Below are 20,179 nucleotides of genomic sequence, written 5' to 3'. Positions count from 1 at the left end.
GCGGCGCGACGGTACGATCGGAGGTCTACAGGAGGTTTCATGCGCATCGCCTTTGCAGGCACGCCGGACGCGGCCGTCCCGACGCTTCAGGGACTCGTCGACGCCGGACACGAGATCGTCGCCGTCATCACGAGGGAGGACGCGCCGGTCGGGCGGAAGCGCCGGCTGCAGCCCTCGCCGGTCGCGGCGCGCGCCGAGTCCCTCGGGCTCCCGGTCGTGCGCGCCAACCGCATCGACGAGGCCGTCGCCGCGCGGATCGCCGGCCTCGCGCCGGACCTCGGCGTCGTGGTGGCCTACGGGGGGCTCATCCGCGAGCCGCTGCTCTCGCAGCCGGTCCACGGCTGGATCAACCTCCACTTCTCGCTGCTGCCGCGCTGGCGCGGGGCGGCCCCCGTGCAGCGCGCCGTGATGGCGGGCGACTCGAGCACCGGGATCGCCGTCTTCCGTCTCGAGGCGGGGCTCGACACCGGGCCGACCTTCGTGAACCGCGAGGTCCCGATCGGCGCCGGGGAGACCGCCGGCGAGCTGCTGGCGAGGCTCGCCGAGCTCGGCGTCCCGGACGTGCTCGAGACCGTGGCCGCGATCGGCGCGGGCACCGCGGTCGCCGAGCCGCAGCGGGGCGAGGCCACGCACGCGGCCAAGCTGCGCGTTGAGGACGGCGCGATCGACTGGACCGCGACCGCGGCCCGGGCGGATGCCCGCATCCGCGGCGCGACCCCGGAGCCGGGCGCCTCGACGACCTGGCGCGGGGAGCGGTTCAAGGTGCTGCGGGCCGCGCCGGCGACGGATGCCGCCGTTGCAGGCGGCCCGGGCGCCGTCGTGCTCGACGGCGGGCGGGTGCTCGCCGCCTGCGGCTCCGGCGCGCTCGAGCTCATCGAGGTGCAGCCCGCGGGCAAGCGCGCCATGCGCGCGGCGGACTGGTTCCGGGGAGTGCAGGAGGCGGAGGTGCGGCTCGGATGAGTGGACGCGGAGACGGCCGTCGCCGGGACGGCCGACGAGGAGGAGGCGGCGGGGGCCGTCGCGCACCGCGGCCGACGGCTCGCGATGCGGCGCTCTCGGTGCTCGTCTCGGTGGCGGAGGACGACGCCTATGCGAACCTGCTGCTGCCGCACCGGATCGAGGAGGCCCGGCTCTCGGCGGCCGACGCGGCGCTCGCCACCGAGCTCGCGTACGGGGCGCTGCGCATGTCCGGCTACTACGACGCGATCATCGGCATCGTCGCGAAGCGGCCGGCCGAGCAGGTGGATCCGCTCGCCCGGTCGGCGCTGCAGCTCGGCATCCACCAGCTGCTCAACATGCGCGTCTCGACGCACGCCGCGGTGAACGAGACGGTGAGCGCCGTCCGCAACCGGGGCGGGCAGGGCGCCGCCGGATTCGTGAACGCCAATCTGCGCCGGGTGTCCGAGGCGGAGCCGGAGGAGTGGCGCGAGCGGGTCGCCGCGACGCAGCCCGATGCGCTCGCCCGACTGGCGCTGCTGACGGCCCACCCGCTCTGGATCGCGCGGGCGCTGCGCGACGCGCTGCGGCTCGGCGCCGGCGCGCCCTCGCAGGACGACACGGCCGAGCTGGAGCGCGCGCTCGAGGCGGACAACCGCTCGCCCGAGGTGCGGCTCGCCGCGCTGCCGGGCCTGGCGGATCGGCGGGAGACGGTCGCGGCGCATCCCGATCGGCTCCGCGAGGATCCGGCCTCGCCCGTGGCGATGCGGCTCGCCGAGGGCGATCCGGTCGAGCTCGAGGAGGTGCGCTCCGGCGCGGTGCGCGTGCAGGACGCCGGCTCGCAGCTCGTGGCGCTCGCGCTGAGCCGCTGCGCGCCGCTGCGCCCCGGCGAGCGTGTGCTCGACCTCTGCGCCGGCCCCGGGGGCAAGTCCGCCCTGCTGGCGGCCGAGTCGCGGCTCGCCGGCGCGGAGTTCGAGGCGAACGAGGTGGTGCCGGCGCGGGCCCGACTCGTCCGGCGGGCCCTCGAGCCGCTGTCGGGGCCGGACGGGCTCCGCGTGACGGAGCTCGACGGCCGGGAGTTCGCCGAGCGGCCCGAAGCCTACGACCGCATCCTCGTCGACGCGCCCTGCACCGGCCTCGGCGCGCTCCGCAGGCGCCCCGAGGCGCGCTGGCGGAAGCGGCCCGAGGACGTCGGGACGCTCACCCGCCTCCAGGAGGAGCTGCTCGAGGCCGCGCTCGTCGCGCTCGCGCCCGGCGGCGCGCTCGTCTACGCCACCTGCTCGCCGCATCCCGCCGAGACCGTCGGGGTGGTGCGCACGGTGCTCCGCACCGGCCTGAGCGCGGAGGGGATCGAGGTGCTCGACGCCGCGGTGGTGTGCGACGCGCTCGCCCCCGAGCTCGACCTCCCCTCGACCGGCGCCGTCGATCTCGCCGGAGGCCGCGCGGTGCAGCTGTGGTCCCATCGGCACGGCACGGACGCGATGTTCATCGCGCTGCTGCGCAGGAGGCCCGCCGCCGAGGCGGTCGAGACCGACCACACACCCGCATCCGAGCCCGATACGAGGAGCGCCGACCGTTGACGAACGTCCGCATCAACCCGTCCATCCTGGCCGCCGATTTCGCGAACTTCGAGCGCGAGCTGGGGCGCATCGGCACCGCCGACGCCGCCCACGTCGATGTCATGGACAACCACTTCGTGCCCAACCTCACCTTCGGCCAGCCCATGGTGGAGCGGCTGCAGCAGGTCTCGCCGGTGCCGCTGGACCTGCACCTGATGATCGAGGACCCGGACCGGTGGGCGCCCGGGTTCGCCGAGATGGGCGTGTTCTCCGTGACCTTCCACCTCGAGGCCGCCACGGCGCCCGTCACGCTCGCGCGGCAGCTGCGCGAGCGTGGGGCCCGCGCGGGGATCGCCCTGCGCCCGGGCACGCCGTTCGCGCAGATCGAGGAGCTCCTCGAGCACTTCGACCAGCTGCTCATCATGACCGTCGAGCCCGGCTTCGGCGGGCAGCGGTTCATGCCCGAGACCATGCCCAAGCTGCGGCTCGCGCGGGAATGGGCCAGGCGGCACGGCTCGGAGATCCGGCTGCAGGTCGACGGGGGCGTCTCCGCCGATACGATCGGGATGGCGGCCGAGGCGGGCGCGGACACGTTCGTGGCCGGCTCCGCGGTCTTCCGCGGCGAGCCGGCCGAGGAGATCGCGCGCCTGCGGGAGCTCGCCTCGCAGCACGGATGCACCCACTAGGCTGGCGGTGTGAAGACGTTCGAATCGCTATTCGCTGAACTCGCCGAGAAGGCGCAGACCCGCCCGGAGGGCTCGGGCACCGTGGCCGAACTCGACCGCGGCGTCCATTTCATCGGCAAGAAGCTCGTCGAGGAGGCGGCCGAGACCTGGATGGCGGCCGAATACGAGTCCGACGCCGAGTGCCGGGAGGAGATGGCGCAGCTCGTCTACCATCTGCAGGTCATGATGCTCGCCAAGGGCTACACGCTCGAGGACCTCTACCGGTACCTCTAGCCCCGATCTTCCACCGCCACGCTTCTTCGCTCCTGAGGAGACCAATTGCTTCGCATCGCAGTGCCCAACAAGGGCATGCTCGCAGAGACCGCCAACGAGATGCTCGTCGAGGCCGGCTATCGCGGCCGCCGCAGCAGCCGCGAGCTCGTCGCGCTCGACCCCCAGAACGAGGTCGAGTTCTTCTACATCCGCCCCCGCGACATCGCGACCTACGTGGGCGAGGGCGTCCTCGACGCCGGCATCACGGGCCGCGATCTGCTGCTCGACTCCGAATCGCCGGCCGAGGAGATCCGCGCGCTCGACTTCGGCGACTCCACCTTCCGCTTCGCGGCGCCCCCCGGACTGTTCACCGAGGTCGAGCAGCTCGAGGGCAAGCGCGTGGCCACGAGCTTCACGGGGCTGCTCGACCAGTTCTTCAAGGAGCGCGGCCTGGCCGTCGAGCTCGTCAAGCTCGACGGCGCGGTGGAGTCCGCGATCCAGCTCGGCGTGGCCGACGCGGTGGCCGACGTCGTCTCGACCGGCAACACGCTCCGCCAGGCCGGGCTCGAGATCTTCGGCCCCGTCATCCTCGACTCGACGGCGGTGCTCATCTCCACGCCCGACAAGGTCGAGGGCGCGCGGACGCTGATCAAGCGGCTCGAGGGCGTCCTGGTCGCGCGCCGCAACAGCATCATGGACTACGACATCCACGTGTCGAAGCTCGAGGAGGCGCTCGCCGTCACGCCCGGCTACCAGTCGCCGACGGTCTCGCCGCTCCACGACGAGGAGTGGGTGGCGGTGCGCTCGCTCGTCCCGCAGAGCGACCTCAACGGCATCATGGACCGCCTCTACGCCATCGGTGCGCGCGCCATCCTCGTGACGGCGCTGCAGGCCGCGCGGATGTGATGTCCGTGACCGAGCCGACCACGAACGATGGGGAGGGCCTCGCGATCCGGGTCATCCCGTGCCTCGACGTCGCCGCCGGGCGCGTCGTCAAGGGCGTGAACTTCCTCGATCTGCGCGATGCCGGCGATCCCGTCGAGCTGGCCGCGAAGTACGCCGCCGACGGCGCGGATGAGATCACCTTCCTCGACGTCACCGCGACGAGTGACGACCGCGCGACGACCTACGACCTCGTGACCCGCACCGCGGAGCAGGTCTTCGTGCCGCTCACCGTCGGCGGCGGGGTGCGGTCGGTCGAGAACGTGACCAGGCTGCTCGCCTCCGGCGCGGACAAGGTCGGCGTCAACTCGGCGGCGATCGCGAGACCCGAGCTCATCGACGAGATCGCGAGCCAGTTCGGCGCCCAGGTGCTCGTGCTCTCGCTCGACATCAGGCGCTCCGAGCGCATGCCCTCCGGATTCGTGGTCACCACCCACGGCGGGCGCCGGGAGACCGATCTCGACGCCGTCGAATGGGCGCGGGAGAGCTGCCGGCGAGGGGCCGGCGAGCTGCTCGTGAACTCGATGGATGCGGACGGCACCAAGGCGGGCTTCGACCTCGAACTCATCCGCCGCGTCCGCGAGGTCGCCGACGTGCCGGTCATCGCCTCGGGCGGGGCCGGCCGGGTCGAGCACTTCGCGCCCGCCGTCGGCGCCGGGGCCGACGCCGTCCTCGCGGCGAGCGTCTTCCACTACGGCGAGATGACGATCGCGGAGGTCAAGCGCTCGCTGGCCGACGCCGATCTGCCGGTGCGGGAGGGGAGGGGCGATGCGTAGCGTCGACGCCCTGAGCGCGGAGCAGATCGAGGAGATCGTCGCCGCCCTGCGCTACGACGACCGGGGGCTGGTGCCGGCCATCGCCAAGCAGTGGGACAGCGGCGAGGTGCTCATGATGGCCTGGATGAGCCGCGATTCCATCCGCGAGACGCTGTCGAGCCGCCGCGCCGTGTACTGGTCCCGCTCCCGGGGCGAGCTCTGGCGCAAGGGCGACACCTCGGGCCACACCCAGCGGGTCGTGTCCTTCGCGGCGGACTGCGACGCGGACACGATCCTGCTCGGCGTGGACCAGGTCGGCGCGGCCTGCCACCGCAACACCCGGACCTGCTGGGACACGGACCCGCTCGCGGTCGTATTCCAGGAGGAGGCGGGCGCTTGAGCGGCGGACGGCTGAAGCGGCTCATCCTGCTGGGGATGCTCGCGAGCATCGGCGCGGCCATGCTCGCGCGGACGCAGACCTGGGCGGTGCTGGAGCTGCATACCTCGGAGTTCGACCGCTCGGTGATCTCGAACGGCGGCGATCCGGCCCTGGCGGTGATGGCGTTCTCGCTCGCGGGCCTCGCCGCGATCGCCGCGCTCGCCATCGCGGGCCGGGGGTTCCGGGTCGTGATCGGCGCGCTGTCGGCCGTGCTGGGCATCGGGATCGCCGTCGCCGCCGGCTACGCGGCGAGCGAACCCGCGGTGGGCTTCGTCGGGCCGGTACGCGAGCTCAGCGGCATCACCGATGCCGAGGGCATCGGCGAGATCATCGCCCAGGGCACGATGTCGGATACGGTCTGGCCCTTCGTCGCGCTCGCCGCGGGCGCGGTCCAGGCGGCGCTCGGCGTCCTCGTCGTGGTCACCGCCCGGCGGTGGCCCGAATCGGCGCGGCGCTACCGCCGCGCCGCGCTCGCGCCCGAGGGGGAGGCCCGGGCCTCGACGGCCTCCGACCCGGTTTCGCAGTGGGATGCGCTCTCGGTCGGCGACGACCCGACCGAGGACGACGCCGAGGCCGCAAACCCCCGGTAGACTGGATCGGTACGTCCCCGTTCGAAGGAGTCATCGCATGTCAGAGAAGGACATCGTCCTGTCCCGCTACCACGTCGAGGGCGAGGGCAACTCGGTAGCCGGCTGGGCTTCGGTGCTCATCATCATCCTCGGCTTCCTCGTGGGAACCGTGGGGCTCTTCCTCGTGCAGGACATCGTCGTCTACATCGGCATCGGGCTCGTCGTGCTCGGCGCGATCCTCTGGCCCATCCTCCACGCGGTCGGTCTCGGTCCGAAGGCGCACTGATGCTCGACGACCTGCTCGCAGGATCGCTCGAGGACGCCGCCCGTCGCCGCGCGGACGCACCCGCGGCCGTGGTGGAGCGCGCCGCGCTCGCGCAGACGCCCGCGATCGACGCCGCGGCGGCGCTCGCCCACGGCGATCGGATCAACATCATCGCGGAGGTCAAGCGCGCGAGCCCCTCGCGCGGCCGGCTCGCGAACATCCCGGACCCGGCCGCGCTGGCCGGGCTCTACGAGCGCGGCGGCGCGGCGGCCATCAGCGTGCTGACCGAGGAGCGCCGGTTCCTCGGCTCCCTCGACGACCTGCGCGCGGTCCGCGCGCAGGTGGGCATCCCCGTGCTCCGCAAGGAGTTCATCGGCGAGGAGTACCAGATCCTCGAGGCCCGCGCCGCGGGGGCGGACCTCGTGCTGCTCATCGTCGCCTGCCTCGACCAGCGCACCCTCGTGCGGCTCAAGGCCTTCGCCGAGGAGCTCGGCATGACCGTGCTCGTCGAGGCGCACACGCGCGACGAGTTCACCCGCGCCCTCGAGGCCGACTCGCGCGTGCTGGGCGTGAACGCCCGCGATCTCAAGACCTTCGAGATGCATCCCGAGCTCTTCGCGGAACTCGCGCCCGAATACCCGGAGGGCGTCGTCAGGGTGGCGGAATCCGCGGTGCTCGAGCCGCAGCACGTCCGCCGCTATCGCGATGCGGGTGCGGACGCCGTGCTCATCGGCGAGGCGCTCGTCACCGGCAACGACCCCGAAACCACGATCAGAGAGTTCCAGCAGGCATAACGTGACCCAACTTCGCAACGTCAAGGGCCCCTACTTCGGCGAGTTCGGAGGGCGCTTCGCCCCCGAGAGCCTCGTCGCCGCGCTCGACCAGCTCGACACCGAGTGGGAGGCCGCGAAGGTCGACCCCGCATTCCAGGCGGAGTTCGAGGATCTGCTGCGCGACTACGCCGGCCGGCCCTCCCTGCTCACGGATGCGCCGCGCTTCGCCGAGCACTGCGGCGGCGCGCGCATCCTGCTCAAGCGCGAGGACCTCAACCACACGGGCTCGCACAAGATCAACAACGTGCTCGGGCAGGCCCTCCTGACCCGGCGCATCGGGAAGACCCGCGTGATCGCCGAGACGGGGGCCGGCCAGCACGGCGTGGCCACGGCCACGGCGGCGGCGCTGTTCGGGCTCGAGTGCACCATCTACATGGGAGCGGTCGACATCGAGCGCCAGGCGCTTAACGTCGCCCGCATGCGGCTGCTCGGCGCGGAGGTCGTCTCGGTGGCCTCGGGTTCGAGGACCCTCAAGGATGCGATCAACGAGGCCTTCCGCGACTGGGTGGCCAACGTGGACAGCACCAACTACCTCTTCGGCACCGCGGCGGGCCCCCATCCCTTCCCGGGGCTCGTGCGCGATCTGCAGAAGGTGATCGGCGACGAGACGCGGGCGCAGTGCATCGAGCGGTTCGGCGGCCTGCCGGACGCCGTCATCGCCTGCGTCGGCGGCGGGTCGAACGCGATCGGGATGTTCGACGCGTTCCTCGACGACGAGTCGGTGCGCATCTACGGCGTGGAGGCGTACGGCGAGGGCATCGACACCCCCCAGCACGCGGCGACGCTCGGGCGGGGACGCCCGGGCGTGCTGCACGGCGCCAAGACGATGCTGCTGCAGGACGAGGACGGCCAGACCATCGAATCGCACTCGATCTCGGCGGGCCTCGACTACCCGGGCGTCGGCCCGGCGCACTCCTGGCTGCAGGCCATCGGCCGCGTCGAGTACCGGGGCGCGACCGACGACGAGACGATGACGGCGATGCGGCTCCTCGCGCAGACCGAGGGCATCATCCCCGCGATCGAGTCGGCGCACGCCCTCGCCGGGGCGATGACGCTCGGCCGCGAGCTCGGCCCCGATGCCACGATCGTGGTCTCGCTCTCGGGCCGGGGCGACAAGGACATGGAGACCGCCATGAAGTATTTCGAGCTCGGCGACGCCTCGCGCGTCATCGGCGGAGGAGAGCTGTGACGAACCCCAACGCATCCCAGGTCGAGCGCGCGATCGACGCGGCGAGGGACCGGGGGAGGGGCGCCTTCATCGGCTACCTGCCCGCGGGATTCCCCGACCTCGACACCTCCGTGGAGGCCGCGGTCGCGCTGGCCCGGAACGGGGTGGACGTCATCGAGTTCGGCGTGCCGTACTCGGACCCGGTGATGGACGGCCCCGTGATCCAGGCCGCGTGCAACACCGCCCTGCAGCACGGCTTCAAGGTCGCGCAGCTGTTCGAGGCGATCCGCCGTGTGCGGGAGCGCACCGACGTGCCGGTGCTGGTCATGAGCTACTACAACCTCATCATGCAGCACGGCGTGGAGCGCTTCGCGGCCGACCTCGCGGCCGCCGGCGGCGCCGGCGCGATCACCCCCGACCTCATCCCGGAGGAGGCGGGCGAGTGGATCGAGGCCGCCGATCGGCACGGGCTCGACCGTGTCTTCCTCGCCTCGTCCACCTCGAGCGACGAGCGCCTGCGCAGCGTCATCGAGCACTCCCGTGGATTCGTGTACACGGTCTCGACGCTCGGCACCACCGGCGCGCGGGCGGAGCTCGACGCGGCGGCGAAGGTGCTCGCCGACCGGCTGCACGGATTCGGCTGCGAGCGGGCCTGCGTCGGCATCGGCATCTCGACGGCCGCGCAGATCGGCGACGTCCTCGACTACGCGGAGGGCGCGATTGTAGGATCGGCGCTCGTCCGCTCGCTCGCGGAGTCCGGCCTCGACGGCCTGGCCGAGACCGCGGGCGCGCTGGCGGCCGGCAAGCTCGACTCCCCGATCCGAGGTGCTCACCTGTGAATCCCGCTCCCGCGTCCATCCCCTCGCCGCCCATCGAGTGGTCGTTCTTCGAGATCGGCCCCTTCGTCTTCCACGTCTACGCGCTCATCATCGTGGTGGGCATGATCCTGGCGATCTGGTGGACGAACCGCCGGATGGTCGCGCGGGGCGCCGAGCCCTGGGCGCTGATCGACATCGCGTTCCCCGCCGTCCTGCTCGGACTGCTCGGCGCTCGCCTGTACCACGTCGCGACGCACCCGGCCGACTACTTCTTCGAGGGCGCCGAGCTGTGGCGCATCTTCGCCATCTGGGAGGGCGGCAACGCCATCATCGGCTCCCTGATCGGCGGGGCGATCGGCGCATACATCGCGTGCCGCATCAAGGGCATCCGCTTCCTGAGCTTCGCGGATGCCGCTGCGCCGACCATCCTCGCCGCGCAGGCCATCGGACGGCTCGGCAACTGGTTCAACCAGGAGCTCTTCGGCTGGCCGACCGATCTGCCGTGGGGGCTCGAGATCCCCGCGAGCAACCCGGCGGTGCCGAGCGGCCTGCCCGCCGACACGCTCTTCCACCCGACGTTCCTCTACGAGCTCCTCTGGAACCTGCTCGGCGTGGCCCTCATCATCTTCCTCGAACGCTGCTTCCGCCTCCGCTGGGGCAAGACGCTCGCGCTCTACCTCGTCTGGTACGGCCTCGGCCGCATGATGATCGAATCGATCCGGCTCGACTACTCCGAGATCATCCTCGGCCTGCGGTCGAACGTGTTCGGCGCGCTCGTCATGGTGCTCATCGGCGTCGTGCTCTTCGTCGTGCAGACGCGGAGGCACAAGCTCCCCGAGACCTCCGTGTACGCGGACGGCCACGTGTGGAGCGAGCGGGACGAGGACGAAGACGCCTCCGTCGAGGAGGAGACCGCCCCCGAGAACGCCGACGGCGAGGACGCCGAGGCGGAGGAGACGGACGATGCCGAGGAAGCCCCCGCCACCGCGGAGAAATAGCGGCTTCGAGTATTCGGTAACCCGCTCCGGGCAGACTCGACGAGGCGATCCGGAGCTCTCTGCACGGATTGCAGTGCACCCGCACAGAACGGAGAACAACATAGTGTCACGTCGCGCAAAGATTGTCGCAACGCTGGGCCCCGCGGTATCCACCCCGGAAGGCATCCGCGGCTTGCTCAAGGCGGGCGTCAACGTCACCCGCTTCAACCTGAGTCATGGCGACCACACGGTCCACTCGAACAACTACCAGCTCGTCAGGCAGGCCTCCGAGGATCTGCGCCTGCCCGTGGCGGTGCTCGTCGACCTGCAGGGCCCGAAGATCCGCCTCGGCCGCTTCGACGACGGCGCGCCCTACGAGCTCGCCGAGGGAGACATCTTCAGGATCACGACCGAGGAGGTGGTCGGCACTCGCGAGCTCGTGGGCACCACCTTCAAGGGGCTGCCGGCGGACGTCCGGCCCGGCGACCCGCTGCTCATCGACGACGGCCGCGTCGCCCTGCGCGCGATCGAGGTGGACGACACGACCGTCACCACCAGGGTCGAGGTCGCGGGCCCCGTCTCGAACAACAAGGGCATCAACCTCCCGGGCGTGGCCGTGAACGTGCCCGCACTGAGCGAGAAGGACGAGGACGACCTGCGCTGGGGCATCCGCACCGGCGCCGATCTGATCGCCCTGTCCTTCGTCCGCGGCGCCGAGGACATCCACCGCGTCCACGAGATCATGGACGAGGAGGGCACCCGCCTGCCGGTGATCGCGAAGGTCGAGAAGCCGCAGGCGGTGGACAACCTCGCCGAGATCGTCGACGCCTTCGACGGCATCATGGTCGCCCGCGGCGACCTCGGCGTCGAGCTGCCGCTCGAGGCCGTGCCGATCGTGCAGAAGCGCGCGATCGAGCTCACCCGGCGCCGCGCCAAGCCCGTCATCGTGGCGACGCAGATGCTCGAGACGATGATCTCGAACCCGCGGCCGACGCGGGCGGAGGCCTCGGACTGCGCCAACGCGGTGCTCGACGGCGCCGACGCGCTCATGCTCTCGGGCGAGACCTCGGTCGGGCAGTACCCCGTCGTGGCCGTCGAGACGATGGCGCGCATCATCGAGAGCACCGAGACGCACGGGCTCGACCGCATCCCGCCGCTGGGCACGAAGCCCTTCACCCAGGGCGGCGTGCTCACCCTGGCGGCCACCGAGGTGGGCGAGTTCCTCGGGGCCAAGTACTACTGCGTGTTCACGGAGTCGGGCGATTCGGTGCGGAGGCTCTCGCGGCTCCGTCCGCAGATCCCGATGATCGGCTTCACGCCCCGCGAGTCGATGCGCCGGCGGATGAACGTGTACTGGGGCGTGGAATCGGTGCTCGTCGAGCGCGTCACCCACACCGACGAGATGTTCATGCAGGTCGACGACTACCTCCTCTCGAGCGGCAAGGCCAAGCGCGGCGACAAGGTCGTGGTGGTGGCCGGCACGCCTCCCGGGGTCCCCGGGTCGACGAACGACCTGCGCGTGCACCGCGTCGGCGACGCCGTGGACCAGATGGCGCCCGCGTACGAGGGCCGTCACCTGCGCGACTAGCCCGCGCATCGCCTCGACGGCGAGGGGCGGCCGCGATCCGAGCGATCGCCGCCGCCCCTTCGTCGTCCCGGTCGCCCGGGGCATAGGCTGGCGGGATGGACGTGGACGAACCGGCGAATGCGCGAGCCCGCAGGGAGGGACGGGCGATCGGCGCCGCCCGGGGGCTGCTCGGCATCTTCGTGATCGGCGTGCTCGCCCGCACGTACGCCGGTCAGGCGGCCGCGGGGGACCCGAACCCGTTCGACTTCTTCGGCTACTTCACGAATCAGAACTCGCTGCTCGCCGCGGCGCTGCTCGTCGTCGCGGCCTCGTTCGGGCTTCGCGGGCTGCGGCTGCCGAGATGGCTCGTGTGGGCGCGCGCGATCGCGACGACGAACATGATCGTCGTGGGCGTGATCTACAACACGCTCGTGCCGGGCACGGGGTCGGCGCCGCCGTGGGCGAGCTTCGTGCTGCACGTCGCCTTCCCCGCGCTGCTCGTGCTGGACTGGGCGCTCGCCCGGGCCCGGCCCCTGCCGTGGCGCTCGCTGTGGCTCGTGCTGCCGCATCCCGTGACCTGGCTGCTCGTCGTGCTGATCCGCGGCCGCACCGACGGCTGGGTGCCCTACGGCTTCCTGCTGCCGGAGCGCGGGGCGGCCTCGCTGCTCCTGCACATCGTCGGGCTGCTCGCGGCGCTCATCGCCGCGGGAGCGCTCGTGTGGCTCGCGAGCCGGACGGGGCTCGCGCGGGGGTCGGCCTCCGCGCGGGGATACGCCGGCCCGGGGACTCGAACCCCGGAACGCGGTTGAGGGCTCCGGCCCGGCCGCGGACTCGCGGGTGCCGGCTGGGGGACTCGAACCCCCACGCCCTCTCGGACAACGCATTTTGAGTGCGTCGCGTCTACCATTCCGCCAAGCCGGCCAGCATCCTGGCAATACAGTACAGTAATCTCGATATCGTGACTGAGAACGAAACAACTACTGCACCGCGTCGGGTGGTCGTCGCAGAGGACGAGTCCCTGATCCGTATCGATATCGTCGAGACGCTCCGCGACAACGGCTTCGAGGTCGTGGGCGAGGCGGGCGACGGCGAGACCGCCGTGGCGCTCGCCCGCGAGCTGCGCCCCGATCTCGTGGTCATGGACGTGAAGATGCCCAAGCTCGACGGCATCTCCGCGGCCGCGCAGCTGAGCGATGAGAACATCGCGCCGGTCGTGCTGCTGACGGCCTTCAGCCAGAAGGAGCTCGTGGAGCGCGCGACGGAGGCCGGGGCCCTGGCCTACGTCGTGAAGCCGTTCAACCAGAACGACCTGCTCCCGGCGATCGAGATCGCGCTCGCCCGGCACCAGCAGATCCTCGCCCTGGAAGGCGAGGTCGCCGATCTCAACGAGCGCTTCGAGACGCGGAAGCTCGTGGACCGCGCGAAGGGGCTGCTCACCGACAAGATGGGGCTGAGCGAGCCCGAGGCGTTCCGCTGGATCCAGAAGGCATCGATGAACCGCCGTCTGACGATGCACGAGGTCGCGCAGGCCGTCATCGATCAGCTCGCGCCGAAGAAGAAGCCCGCGAAGGCCGAAGAGGAGTAGCCGCTATCGGCGGGTGCGGATCATGTTTGTGATCCGCACCGTCGAGAGGCGGCGGCCGTCGGCGTCCTCGACCGCGATCTCGTGCACCGTCATGCTGCGGCCCAGCCGGATGGCCTCGCACACGGCGGTGACCCAGCCGGAGGTGGCGGAGGCGGTGTGCGTGGCGTTGATGTCCACGCCCACCGCGTACCGGCCGGGGCCGGCGTGCAGGTTGGCGGCGATCGAGCCCAGGGTCTCGCCGATGACGCAGTAGGCGCCGCCGTGCAGCAGCCCCATGGGCTGCTCGTTGCCCTCCACGGGCAGCACCGCCACCGAGCGCTGCGGCGAGAGGCTCACGATGAGCAGGCCCATGCGCTCGGCGAGGCCGCCGCGGCCGAAGCCGCCCGTGATCTCGTCCTGGTCCGGGATGGGCATCCCGTTGATCCGCTGGGGGTCGGCGTTCGTCGCGGCCATGCGCGTCCTCATCTCTCTCGGTCGGCCGGGCCCGGGACCGCCCTCCTCGGGAGGTCTTCATCCATCCGGCGCGATGCCCACGTAGGCTGTGGGGGTGTCAGCGAATCAGCCTAAGCCAAGCCTCATGGTCATCGACGGTCACTCGCTCGCGTTCCGCGCGTTCTACGCCCTGCCGGTCGACAGCTTCGTCAACTCGGAGGGCCAGCACACGAATGCGATCCACGGGTTCATCTCGATGCTGCTCAGCCTCATGCGCGATGAGAACCCGAGCCACGTCGCGGTGGCCTTCGACGCGGGATCGCAGTCCTTCCGCAACGAGGAGTACCCCGAGTACAAGGGCGGTCGGGAGGAGACCCCGCCCGAGTTCCGCGGCCAGATCGAGCTGCTGCAGGAGTCGCTCGACGCGATGGGCATCACGTGGATGCAGAAGGACAACTTCGAGGCCGACGACATCCTCGCGACCCTCGCCTCGCAGGGCGAGGACCAGGGCTTCGACGTGGTGGTGGTCTCGGGCGATCGCGATGCGATCCAGCTCGTGAACGAGGAGACCACCCTGCTCTACCCCTCGGTGCAGGGCGTGTCGAAGCTCACGCGCTATACGCCGGAGACCGTGTTCGAGAAGTACGGGGTCGCCCCGTCCCAGTACCCCGAGCTCGCCGCGATGGTGGGCGAGAAGGCCGACAACCTGCCCGGCATCCCGAAGGTGGGGCCGAAGACGGCGGCGAAATGGATCGCCCAGTTCGGCTCCCTCGAGGAGATCCTCGCCAACGACGACAAGCTCACGGGCAAGGTGGGGGAGTCCTTCCGCGAGCACCGGGAGAACGCCATCCGCAACCGCAGGCTCAACCGCCTGCTCGAGGACGTCGAGCTGCCCAAGCGCCCCGAGGATCTCGTCATCCGCCCGATCGACGTCGACGCCGTCCGGGAGGTGTTCACCCGGCTGCAGTTCCGCACCCTGCAGGATCGCGTGCTCAAGCTCGCGACGGAGCGCGACGGGGCGATCGTCACGGCCGACACCACGAGCGCGCTCGACGGCCTCGGCATCAAGGGCGCCCTCGACGGAGACGGGCTCGCCGACTGGCTCGGCGCGGCGGTCTCCGCGACGGCGGACGGCCTGGGCCTCGTGCTCGTGTTCGGCGAGGGCGGCCTCGTCGAGGCGGGCGTCGCGAGCCGCACGGAGGCCGCACGGGTCGTCGTGCAGGAGGGCGCCGACCTCGCGGCGTTCTGGGAATGGCTCGAGTCGGACGCGCCCAAGGTCATGTTCGAGGCGAAGCCGCAGCTCAAGCGCGGCATCCTGGCCGGGGTCCGCGTCGGCGGCACCGTCTTCGACGCGAAGATCGCCGCCTTCCTCGTGAACCCCACGGGCGTGCCCAAGCGCCTCTCGGAGCTCGTGCAGCAGTACCTGGGCGAGACGCTGCCCGAGGCCGATCCGAACCAGCTCGCGACCCTCGAGGAGGAGACCACCGATTTCCTCGCCTCGGACGCCTGGTTCGTCAAGCGCGCGGCGGACGCCGCGATCGGCCGCCTGCCGGAGGCGACGAAGCCCGTGTTCGCGGACATCGAATCGCCGCTCACCTCCGTGCTCGCCGGCATGGAGACCACGGGCATCGCGATGGACCGCGAGCTGCTCGAGACGCTCGCGAAGGAGCAGGGCGAGCACGTGACGGAGTACGAGAACGAGGCCTTCGACGCGGTGGGCGGCGAGCGCTTCAACCTCGCGTCGCCCAAGCAGCTCCAGACGGTGCTCTTCGAGCAGCTCGAGATGCCGAAGACCCGTCGCACCAAGACGGGCTACTCCACCGACGCCCAGTCGCTCGAGGAGCTCGAGCTGAAGAACCCGCATCCCTTCCTCGGCGCGCTCCGGCGGCACCGCGACGCCTCCAAGCTCAAGCAGATGATGGAGTCCCTCCTCAAGGCCATCGGCGAGGACGGGCGCATCCACACCACCTACCTGCAGACCGGGGCGGCGACCGGCCGGCTCGCGTCCACCGACCCGAACCTGCAGAACATCCCGATCCGCTCCCCGGAGGGGCAGCGCATCCGCGAGGCCTTCGTGGCCGACGGCGAGTACGTCGAGCTGCTCACCGCCGACTACTCGCAGATCGAGATGCGCATCATGGCGCACCTGTCCGGCGACGAGTCACTCATCGACGCCTTCAACCGGGGCGAGGACACGCACCGCTTCGTCGGCTCGCGCGTGTTCGGCGTCGAGCCCGGGGAGGTGAGCGCCGAGATGCGGACGAAGGTCAAGGCGATGTCCTACGGCCTCGTATACGGACTCTCCGCCTTCGGGCTCTCGAAGCAGCTGGGCATCCCGCAGTCGGAGGCCAAGGAGCTCATGACCGGCTACTTCGAGCGCTTCGGCAGGGTGCGCGACTACCTGCGCGAGTCGGTGGCGAAGGCGCGGGAGGACGGCTACACCGAGACCATCTTCGGCCGCCGCCGGCCCTTCCCGGACCTCAACTCCAACAACCGGGTCGCGCGCCAGAACGCCGAGCGCGCCGCGCTGAACGCCCCGATCCAGGGGTCCGCGGCGGACATCATCAAGCTCGCGATGCTCGACGTCGCCGAGCGGCTGCGCCAGGAGGGCCTGCGCTCGCGCATGCTGCTGCAGGTGCACGACGAGCTCGTCTTCGAGGTCGTCGACGGGGAGTTCGACGCGCTGGAGGGGCTCGTGCGCACCGCGATGGCTGGGGCGGCGGATCTGTCGGTGCCGCTCGACGTCTCGGTCGGCCGCGGGAAGAACTGGCAGACGGCGGGGCACTAGCAGACCCTGCCGCTCCCGCCGGGGAGCGGCAGGACTACCCGGATTCTCGAAGCCGGCGGGGATACGCTCTTCGCACCGTGACGAGGAGGTCGGGTGCCGGTGCAGCGTGACCAGTGGCGGGGGCGGAGCCCCGAGCGCGGCGGCGCGCCCGGACGCATGGGCGAGATCATCGCCGCCTCGCGGCATCGCTCCGAGCGCTCGCTGGGATCCCCGGCCCTCGCGGTGCCGCGGGCCGCGGTGGCCGGGGACGACGTCTCCGCCTGGCGCCGGGAGGGGGCGCTGGGCCCGTTCCTGCCGATGCTCGAGCAGCTGCTGCTCGAGGCGGTGGAGGACGCGGGGCTCGTGGTCGCCCTCGCCGACGCCGAGGGGCGGCTCATGTGGGTCGACGGCGACCGCCGCACCCGCGCCCGGGTCGCCGACATGGGCTTCGTGCCCGGCGCGGACTGGTCCGAGCCCTCGATGGGCACGAGCGCTCCGGGCACCGCGCTGGTGGTGGGCGACGCGGTACGGGTGGTGGAGGAGGAGCACTACGCTCCGGCGGTCCACCCCTTCAGCTGCACGGCCGTGCCGATCCGCGATCTCGACTCGGGCGGGGTGCTGGGCGTGCTCGACGTGACGGGCGGCCCGCGCGCCGCCTCGGTGCAGAGCCTCGCGCTGCTGCGCGCCGCGGCCCTCGCGGTGGAGTCCGAGTTCCGGATGCGGACGATCGCGGGGGAGCGCCGCGGGCGCCCGCACCGAGCGCCCACGGCTCGGGAGGAGGGCGAGGACGGGCTCGCGTTACGGCTCCTGGGGCGGGGCGTCGGAGCCGCGGCGCCGGAGATCGCGACGGGCGGCGGGGGCGCCATCCGGCTCGGCCTGCGCCATGCCGAGATCCTCGCGCTCCTCTCCCGGCGCCCGGAGGGGCTGACGAGCGGCGAGCTCGGCGCGCTGCTGCACGAGGACGGCGTGCGTCCGGTGACGCTGCGGGCCGAGCTCGTGCGGCTGCGGCAGGTGCTGGGCGCGGGCGGCCTGGAGGGGCTGCTGCGGTCGCGGCCGTACCGGCTCGCGCCGTCCCTGCGCTCCGACGTCGACCGGCTGCTGGCGGAGGTGGACCGGGGTGCGCACCGCCGCGCGCTGCGACGGTACCGCGGGCCGGTGCTGCCGGATTCCGCGGCCCCGGGCGTGGTCGACCTGCGCGAGCAGGTGCGCGGGACGCTCCGCGAGGCCCTGCTCGCCAACGGCGGCGCCGAGAGCCTCACGGACTGGCTCGGCATCCCCGGCAACGAGGACGACGCGGAGGCACTGCTCGCCCTGCTCCGCCTGCTGCCGCCGCGCTCCCCGAAGCGATCGGCGATCCGCGCCCGGCTCGACGGGCTCGGGCGCAACGTCCATGCAACCCCGCCCGGGCTAGGATGACGGCGCGCGCGTCACTCCGCGCGCCGTCGGCGCAGCCGCCGACCATCCACGACAACGACGTCAAGGAGCATCATGACCGTATACGCGAATCCGGGCACCCAGGGTGCCGTCATGGAGTACCGGACCCGGTACGACCACTACATCGGGGGCGAGTGGGTCGCCCCCGTGAAGGGCGAGTACTTCGAGAACATCACCCCGATCACGGGGCAGCCCTTCTGCGAGGTCGGCCGCGGCACGGAGGAGGACATCGAGGCGGCGCTCGACGCCGCCCACGCCGCGAAGGAGTCGTGGGGGCGGACCCCGGTCGCCGAGCGCGCGGTGGTCCTCAACCGCATCGCCGATCGCATCGAGGAGCACCTCGAGGAGATCGCGGTGGCCGAGACCTGGGAGAACGGCAAGGCGGTCCGCGAGACCCTCAACGCGGACATCCCACTCGCGGTGGACCACTTCCGCTATTTCGCGGGGGTCATCCGCGCCCAGGAGGGCACCCTCTCGCAGATCGACGACAACACGACCGCGTACCACTTCCACGAGCCGCTCGGCGTGGTCGGGCAGATCATCCCCTGGAACTTCCCGCTGCTCATGGCCACCTGGAAGATCGCGCCGGCGCTGGCCGCGGGCAATTGCATCGTGCTGAAGCCCGCCGAGCAGACGCCGGCCTCGATCCTCTACCTCGTCGAGCTCATCGGCGACCTGCTGCCGCCCGGGGTGCTCAACATCGTCAACGGCTTCGGGGTCGAGTGCGGCAAGCCGCTCGCCGCGAATCCGCGCATCGCCAAGGTGGCCTTCACGGGCGAGACGACGACGGGGCGGCTCATCATGCAGTACGCCTCCCAGAACATCATCCCGGTGACGCTCGAGCTGGGCGGCAAGTCGCCGAACATCTTCTTCGAGGACGTCATGCAGCAGGACGACGCGTTCTTCGACAAGGCCCAGGAGGGCTTCTCGCTGTTCGCGCTGAACCAGGGCGAGGTGTGCACGTGCCCCTCCCGGGCGCTCATCCAGGACTCGATCTACGAGGACTTCCTCGAGATCGTCACGGAGCGCACGCGCCGCATCGTGCAGGGCAACCCGCTCGACACCGACACGATGATCGGCGCGCAGGCCTCCAACGACCAGCTCGAGAAGATCCTCAGCTACATCGACATCGGCAAGCAGGAGGGCGCGAAGGTCCGTCTCGGCGGGACGCGCGCCGACCTCGGCGGGGAGCTCTCGGGCGGCTACTACGTCGACCCGACGATCTTCGAGGGCGACAACTCGATGCGGATCTTCCAGGAGGAGATCTTCGGGCCGGTGGTGGCCGTCACGCGCTTCGCGGACTTCGAGGATGCGATCGGCATCGCGAACGACACGCTCTACGGGCTCGGCGCCGGCGTCTGGTCCCGCTACCAGAACACCGCCTACCGCGCGGGCCGGGCGATCCAGGCCGGTCGCGTGTGGGTCAACCACTACCACGCCTATCCCGCGCACTCGGCGTTCGGCGGGTACAAGTCCTCCGGCATCGGCCGCGAGAACCACCTGATGATGCTCGAGCACTACCAGAACACGAAGAACCTGCTCGTCAGCTACGACGAGAACAGGCTCGGGTTCTTCTAGCGGCCGGCGGCGGGGCCGGTCCGGAGCCGGCCCCGCCGATCCGCCGCGACGGAGGGAGATGAGAGAGGAATGACGGAGAACGAGACCGCCCCGCCGGAGGCCCTGCTCCGCGCCCGGGCGACGCTCGAGGGCGAGGAGGGGTCCCGGGTCGGGCTCACGGAGGCGGCGCTCGAGCTGCTCCAGGATCTCGCGGCGAGGCACGGGCCCCTGATGTTCCACCAGTCCGGCGGTTGCTGCGACGGCTCGGCGCCGATGTGCTATCCGGCGGGGGAGTTCCTGACGGGCGGCGCGGACGTGCTGCTGGGGGTCTTCGACCTCCCGCACCGCGACGGCACGAGCAGCGAGCTCGAGTTCTGGATGTCGAAGGAGCAGTTCGAGTACTGGCGGCACACGCGCCTGCTCGTCGACGCGGTCCCGGGACGGGGCGCCGGCTTCTCGCTCGAGGGGCCCACCGGCAAGCGCTTCCTCCTGCGGTCGACCCTGATGGAGGAGTAGGCGGGACCGGCCCGGGAGGCGCCCGCGGGAGAAGGGCGAATCGGCTGGAGCTTCCTGGAATTCTCGGGTAGGATTGAAAGGCACTTTTGTGCGTTTCGACCTATCCGCTTCCCGGCGGCGCA

General features: G+C 71.5%; 21 protein-coding genes and 1 tRNA gene. 20 read left to right on the top strand and 2 right to left on the bottom strand.

Annotation, left to right across the window (positions count from 1 at the left end; all coding sequences use genetic code 11):
• Positions 1-39: 39 nt before the first annotated feature.
• The 15 genes from fmt to FM112_RS03035 all read left to right on the top strand — a co-directional run bounded on the left by fmt (position 40) and on the right by FM112_RS03035 (position 12,575).
• Positions 40-960, top strand: a complete 921-nt coding sequence (fmt, locus tag FM112_RS03105; protein ID WP_087003298.1) for a methionyl-tRNA formyltransferase — start codon at positions 40-42, stop codon at positions 958-960.
• On the top strand, positions 957-2,516 hold the full coding sequence (locus FM112_RS03100; RefSeq protein ID WP_087003295.1) for an RsmB/NOP family class I SAM-dependent RNA methyltransferase: 1,560 nt from the start codon (positions 957-959) through the stop codon (positions 2,514-2,516). The genes fmt and FM112_RS03100 overlap by 4 nt, the downstream gene beginning before the upstream one ends.
• Positions 2,513-3,181, top strand: a complete 669-nt coding sequence (rpe, locus tag FM112_RS03095) for a ribulose-phosphate 3-epimerase (RefSeq protein ID WP_087003292.1) — start codon at positions 2,513-2,515, stop codon at positions 3,179-3,181. Before FM112_RS03100 ends, rpe begins: the two co-directional genes overlap by 4 nt.
• Before the next feature lie 9 nt (positions 3,182-3,190).
• Positions 3,191-3,454, top strand: a complete 264-nt coding sequence (locus FM112_RS03090) for a phosphoribosyl-ATP diphosphatase (protein ID WP_087003289.1) — start codon at positions 3,191-3,193, stop codon at positions 3,452-3,454.
• A 45-nt stretch (positions 3,455-3,499) separates the two neighbouring features.
• Entirely contained in the window at positions 3,500-4,339 is an 840-nt protein-coding gene (gene hisG, locus FM112_RS03085; RefSeq protein WP_087003286.1) for an ATP phosphoribosyltransferase, read from the top strand.
• Between the two features lie 5 nt (positions 4,340-4,344).
• Positions 4,345-5,151: an imidazole glycerol phosphate synthase subunit HisF gene (gene hisF / locus FM112_RS03080; protein ID WP_254910347.1), complete on the top strand. Its 807-nt coding sequence runs from the start codon at positions 4,345-4,347 to the stop codon at positions 5,149-5,151.
• The gene (gene hisI / locus FM112_RS03075; protein WP_087003280.1) at positions 5,144-5,530 is read left to right on the top strand and encodes a phosphoribosyl-AMP cyclohydrolase; all 387 of its coding nucleotides are present in this window, start codon (positions 5,144-5,146) and stop codon (positions 5,528-5,530) included. Before hisF ends, hisI begins: the two co-directional genes overlap by 8 nt.
• On the top strand, positions 5,527-6,159 hold the full coding sequence (locus FM112_RS03070) for a Trp biosynthesis-associated membrane protein (RefSeq protein WP_087003278.1): 633 nt from the start codon (positions 5,527-5,529) through the stop codon (positions 6,157-6,159). Before hisI ends, FM112_RS03070 begins: the two co-directional genes overlap by 4 nt.
• 37 nt (positions 6,160-6,196) lie before the next feature.
• Positions 6,197-6,424, top strand: coding sequence for an HGxxPAAW family protein (locus FM112_RS03065; RefSeq protein ID WP_087003274.1), 228 nt, complete (start codon positions 6,197-6,199; stop codon positions 6,422-6,424).
• Positions 6,424-7,197 carry an indole-3-glycerol phosphate synthase TrpC gene (trpC, locus tag FM112_RS03060; RefSeq protein ID WP_087003272.1) on the top strand — a complete coding sequence of 258 codons (774 nt, stop codon included), beginning with the start codon at positions 6,424-6,426 and terminating at the stop codon, positions 7,195-7,197. Before FM112_RS03065 ends, trpC begins: the two co-directional genes overlap by 1 nt.
• 1 nt (position 7,198) lies before the next feature.
• Positions 7,199-8,425 carry a tryptophan synthase subunit beta gene (gene trpB / locus FM112_RS03055; protein WP_254910346.1) on the top strand — a complete coding sequence of 409 codons (1,227 nt, stop codon included), beginning with the start codon at positions 7,199-7,201 and terminating at the stop codon, positions 8,423-8,425.
• The gene (gene trpA / locus FM112_RS03050) at positions 8,422-9,243 is read left to right on the top strand and encodes a tryptophan synthase subunit alpha (protein ID WP_087003266.1); all 822 of its coding nucleotides are present in this window, start codon (positions 8,422-8,424) and stop codon (positions 9,241-9,243) included. The genes trpB and trpA overlap by 4 nt, the downstream gene beginning before the upstream one ends.
• Entirely contained in the window at positions 9,240-10,220 is a 981-nt protein-coding gene (gene lgt / locus FM112_RS03045; protein ID WP_087003263.1) for a prolipoprotein diacylglyceryl transferase, read from the top strand. Before trpA ends, lgt begins: the two co-directional genes overlap by 4 nt.
• Positions 10,221-10,323: 103 nt before the next feature.
• Positions 10,324-11,787, top strand: coding sequence for a pyruvate kinase (gene pyk / locus FM112_RS03040; RefSeq protein WP_254910345.1), 1,464 nt, complete (start codon positions 10,324-10,326; stop codon positions 11,785-11,787).
• Positions 11,788-11,882: 95 nt separating this feature from the next.
• On the top strand, positions 11,883-12,575 hold the full coding sequence (locus FM112_RS03035; protein ID WP_176386638.1) for a Pr6Pr family membrane protein: 693 nt from the start codon (positions 11,883-11,885) through the stop codon (positions 12,573-12,575).
• A gap of 29 nt (positions 12,576-12,604) precedes the next feature.
• Here the strand turns inward: FM112_RS03035 and FM112_RS03030 are convergent.
• Positions 12,605-12,687: transfer RNA gene (locus FM112_RS03030), tRNA-Leu, on the bottom strand.
• A gap of 37 nt (positions 12,688-12,724) precedes the next feature.
• Between FM112_RS03030 and FM112_RS03025 the strand changes: the two genes are divergently transcribed.
• On the top strand, positions 12,725-13,351 hold the full coding sequence (locus FM112_RS03025; RefSeq protein WP_087003257.1) for an ANTAR domain-containing response regulator: 627 nt from the start codon (positions 12,725-12,727) through the stop codon (positions 13,349-13,351).
• A 3-nt stretch (positions 13,352-13,354) separates the two neighbouring features.
• Here FM112_RS03025 and FM112_RS03020 read toward each other — a convergent pair whose 3' ends face one another.
• The gene (locus tag FM112_RS03020) at positions 13,355-13,765 is read right to left on the bottom strand and encodes a PaaI family thioesterase (RefSeq protein ID WP_254910351.1); all 411 of its coding nucleotides are present in this window, start codon (positions 13,763-13,765) and stop codon (positions 13,355-13,357) included.
• A 163-nt stretch (positions 13,766-13,928) separates the two neighbouring features.
• Between FM112_RS03020 and polA the strand changes: the two genes are divergently transcribed.
• The 4 genes from polA to FM112_RS03000 all read left to right on the top strand — a co-directional run bounded on the left by polA (position 13,929) and on the right by FM112_RS03000 (position 20,057).
• Positions 13,929-16,571 carry a DNA polymerase I gene (gene polA, locus FM112_RS03015; protein ID WP_087003251.1) on the top strand — a complete coding sequence of 881 codons (2,643 nt, stop codon included), beginning with the start codon at positions 13,929-13,931 and terminating at the stop codon, positions 16,569-16,571.
• Positions 16,572-16,664: 93 nt separating this feature from the next.
• Positions 16,665-17,966 (top strand): GAF domain-containing protein, encoded by a 1,302-nt coding sequence (locus tag FM112_RS03010; protein ID WP_140400551.1) that lies wholly within the window; start codon positions 16,665-16,667, stop codon positions 17,964-17,966.
• A gap of 72 nt (positions 17,967-18,038) precedes the next feature.
• The gene (locus FM112_RS03005; RefSeq protein WP_087003245.1) at positions 18,039-19,562 is read left to right on the top strand and encodes an aldehyde dehydrogenase family protein; all 1,524 of its coding nucleotides are present in this window, start codon (positions 18,039-18,041) and stop codon (positions 19,560-19,562) included.
• Positions 19,563-19,631: 69 nt separating this feature from the next.
• Positions 19,632-20,057, top strand: a complete 426-nt coding sequence (locus tag FM112_RS03000) for a DUF779 domain-containing protein (protein WP_087003242.1) — start codon at positions 19,632-19,634, stop codon at positions 20,055-20,057.
• The last annotated feature ends 122 nt before the right edge of the window (positions 20,058-20,179 follow it).

Source organism: Gulosibacter sp. 10, from assembly GCF_900163695.1.
Classification (GTDB): Bacteria; Actinomycetota; Actinomycetes; order Actinomycetales; family Microbacteriaceae; genus Gulosibacter.
Note: the sequence above shows the minus strand (reverse complement) of the source record. Positions and strands in the feature narration are given on the sequence as shown.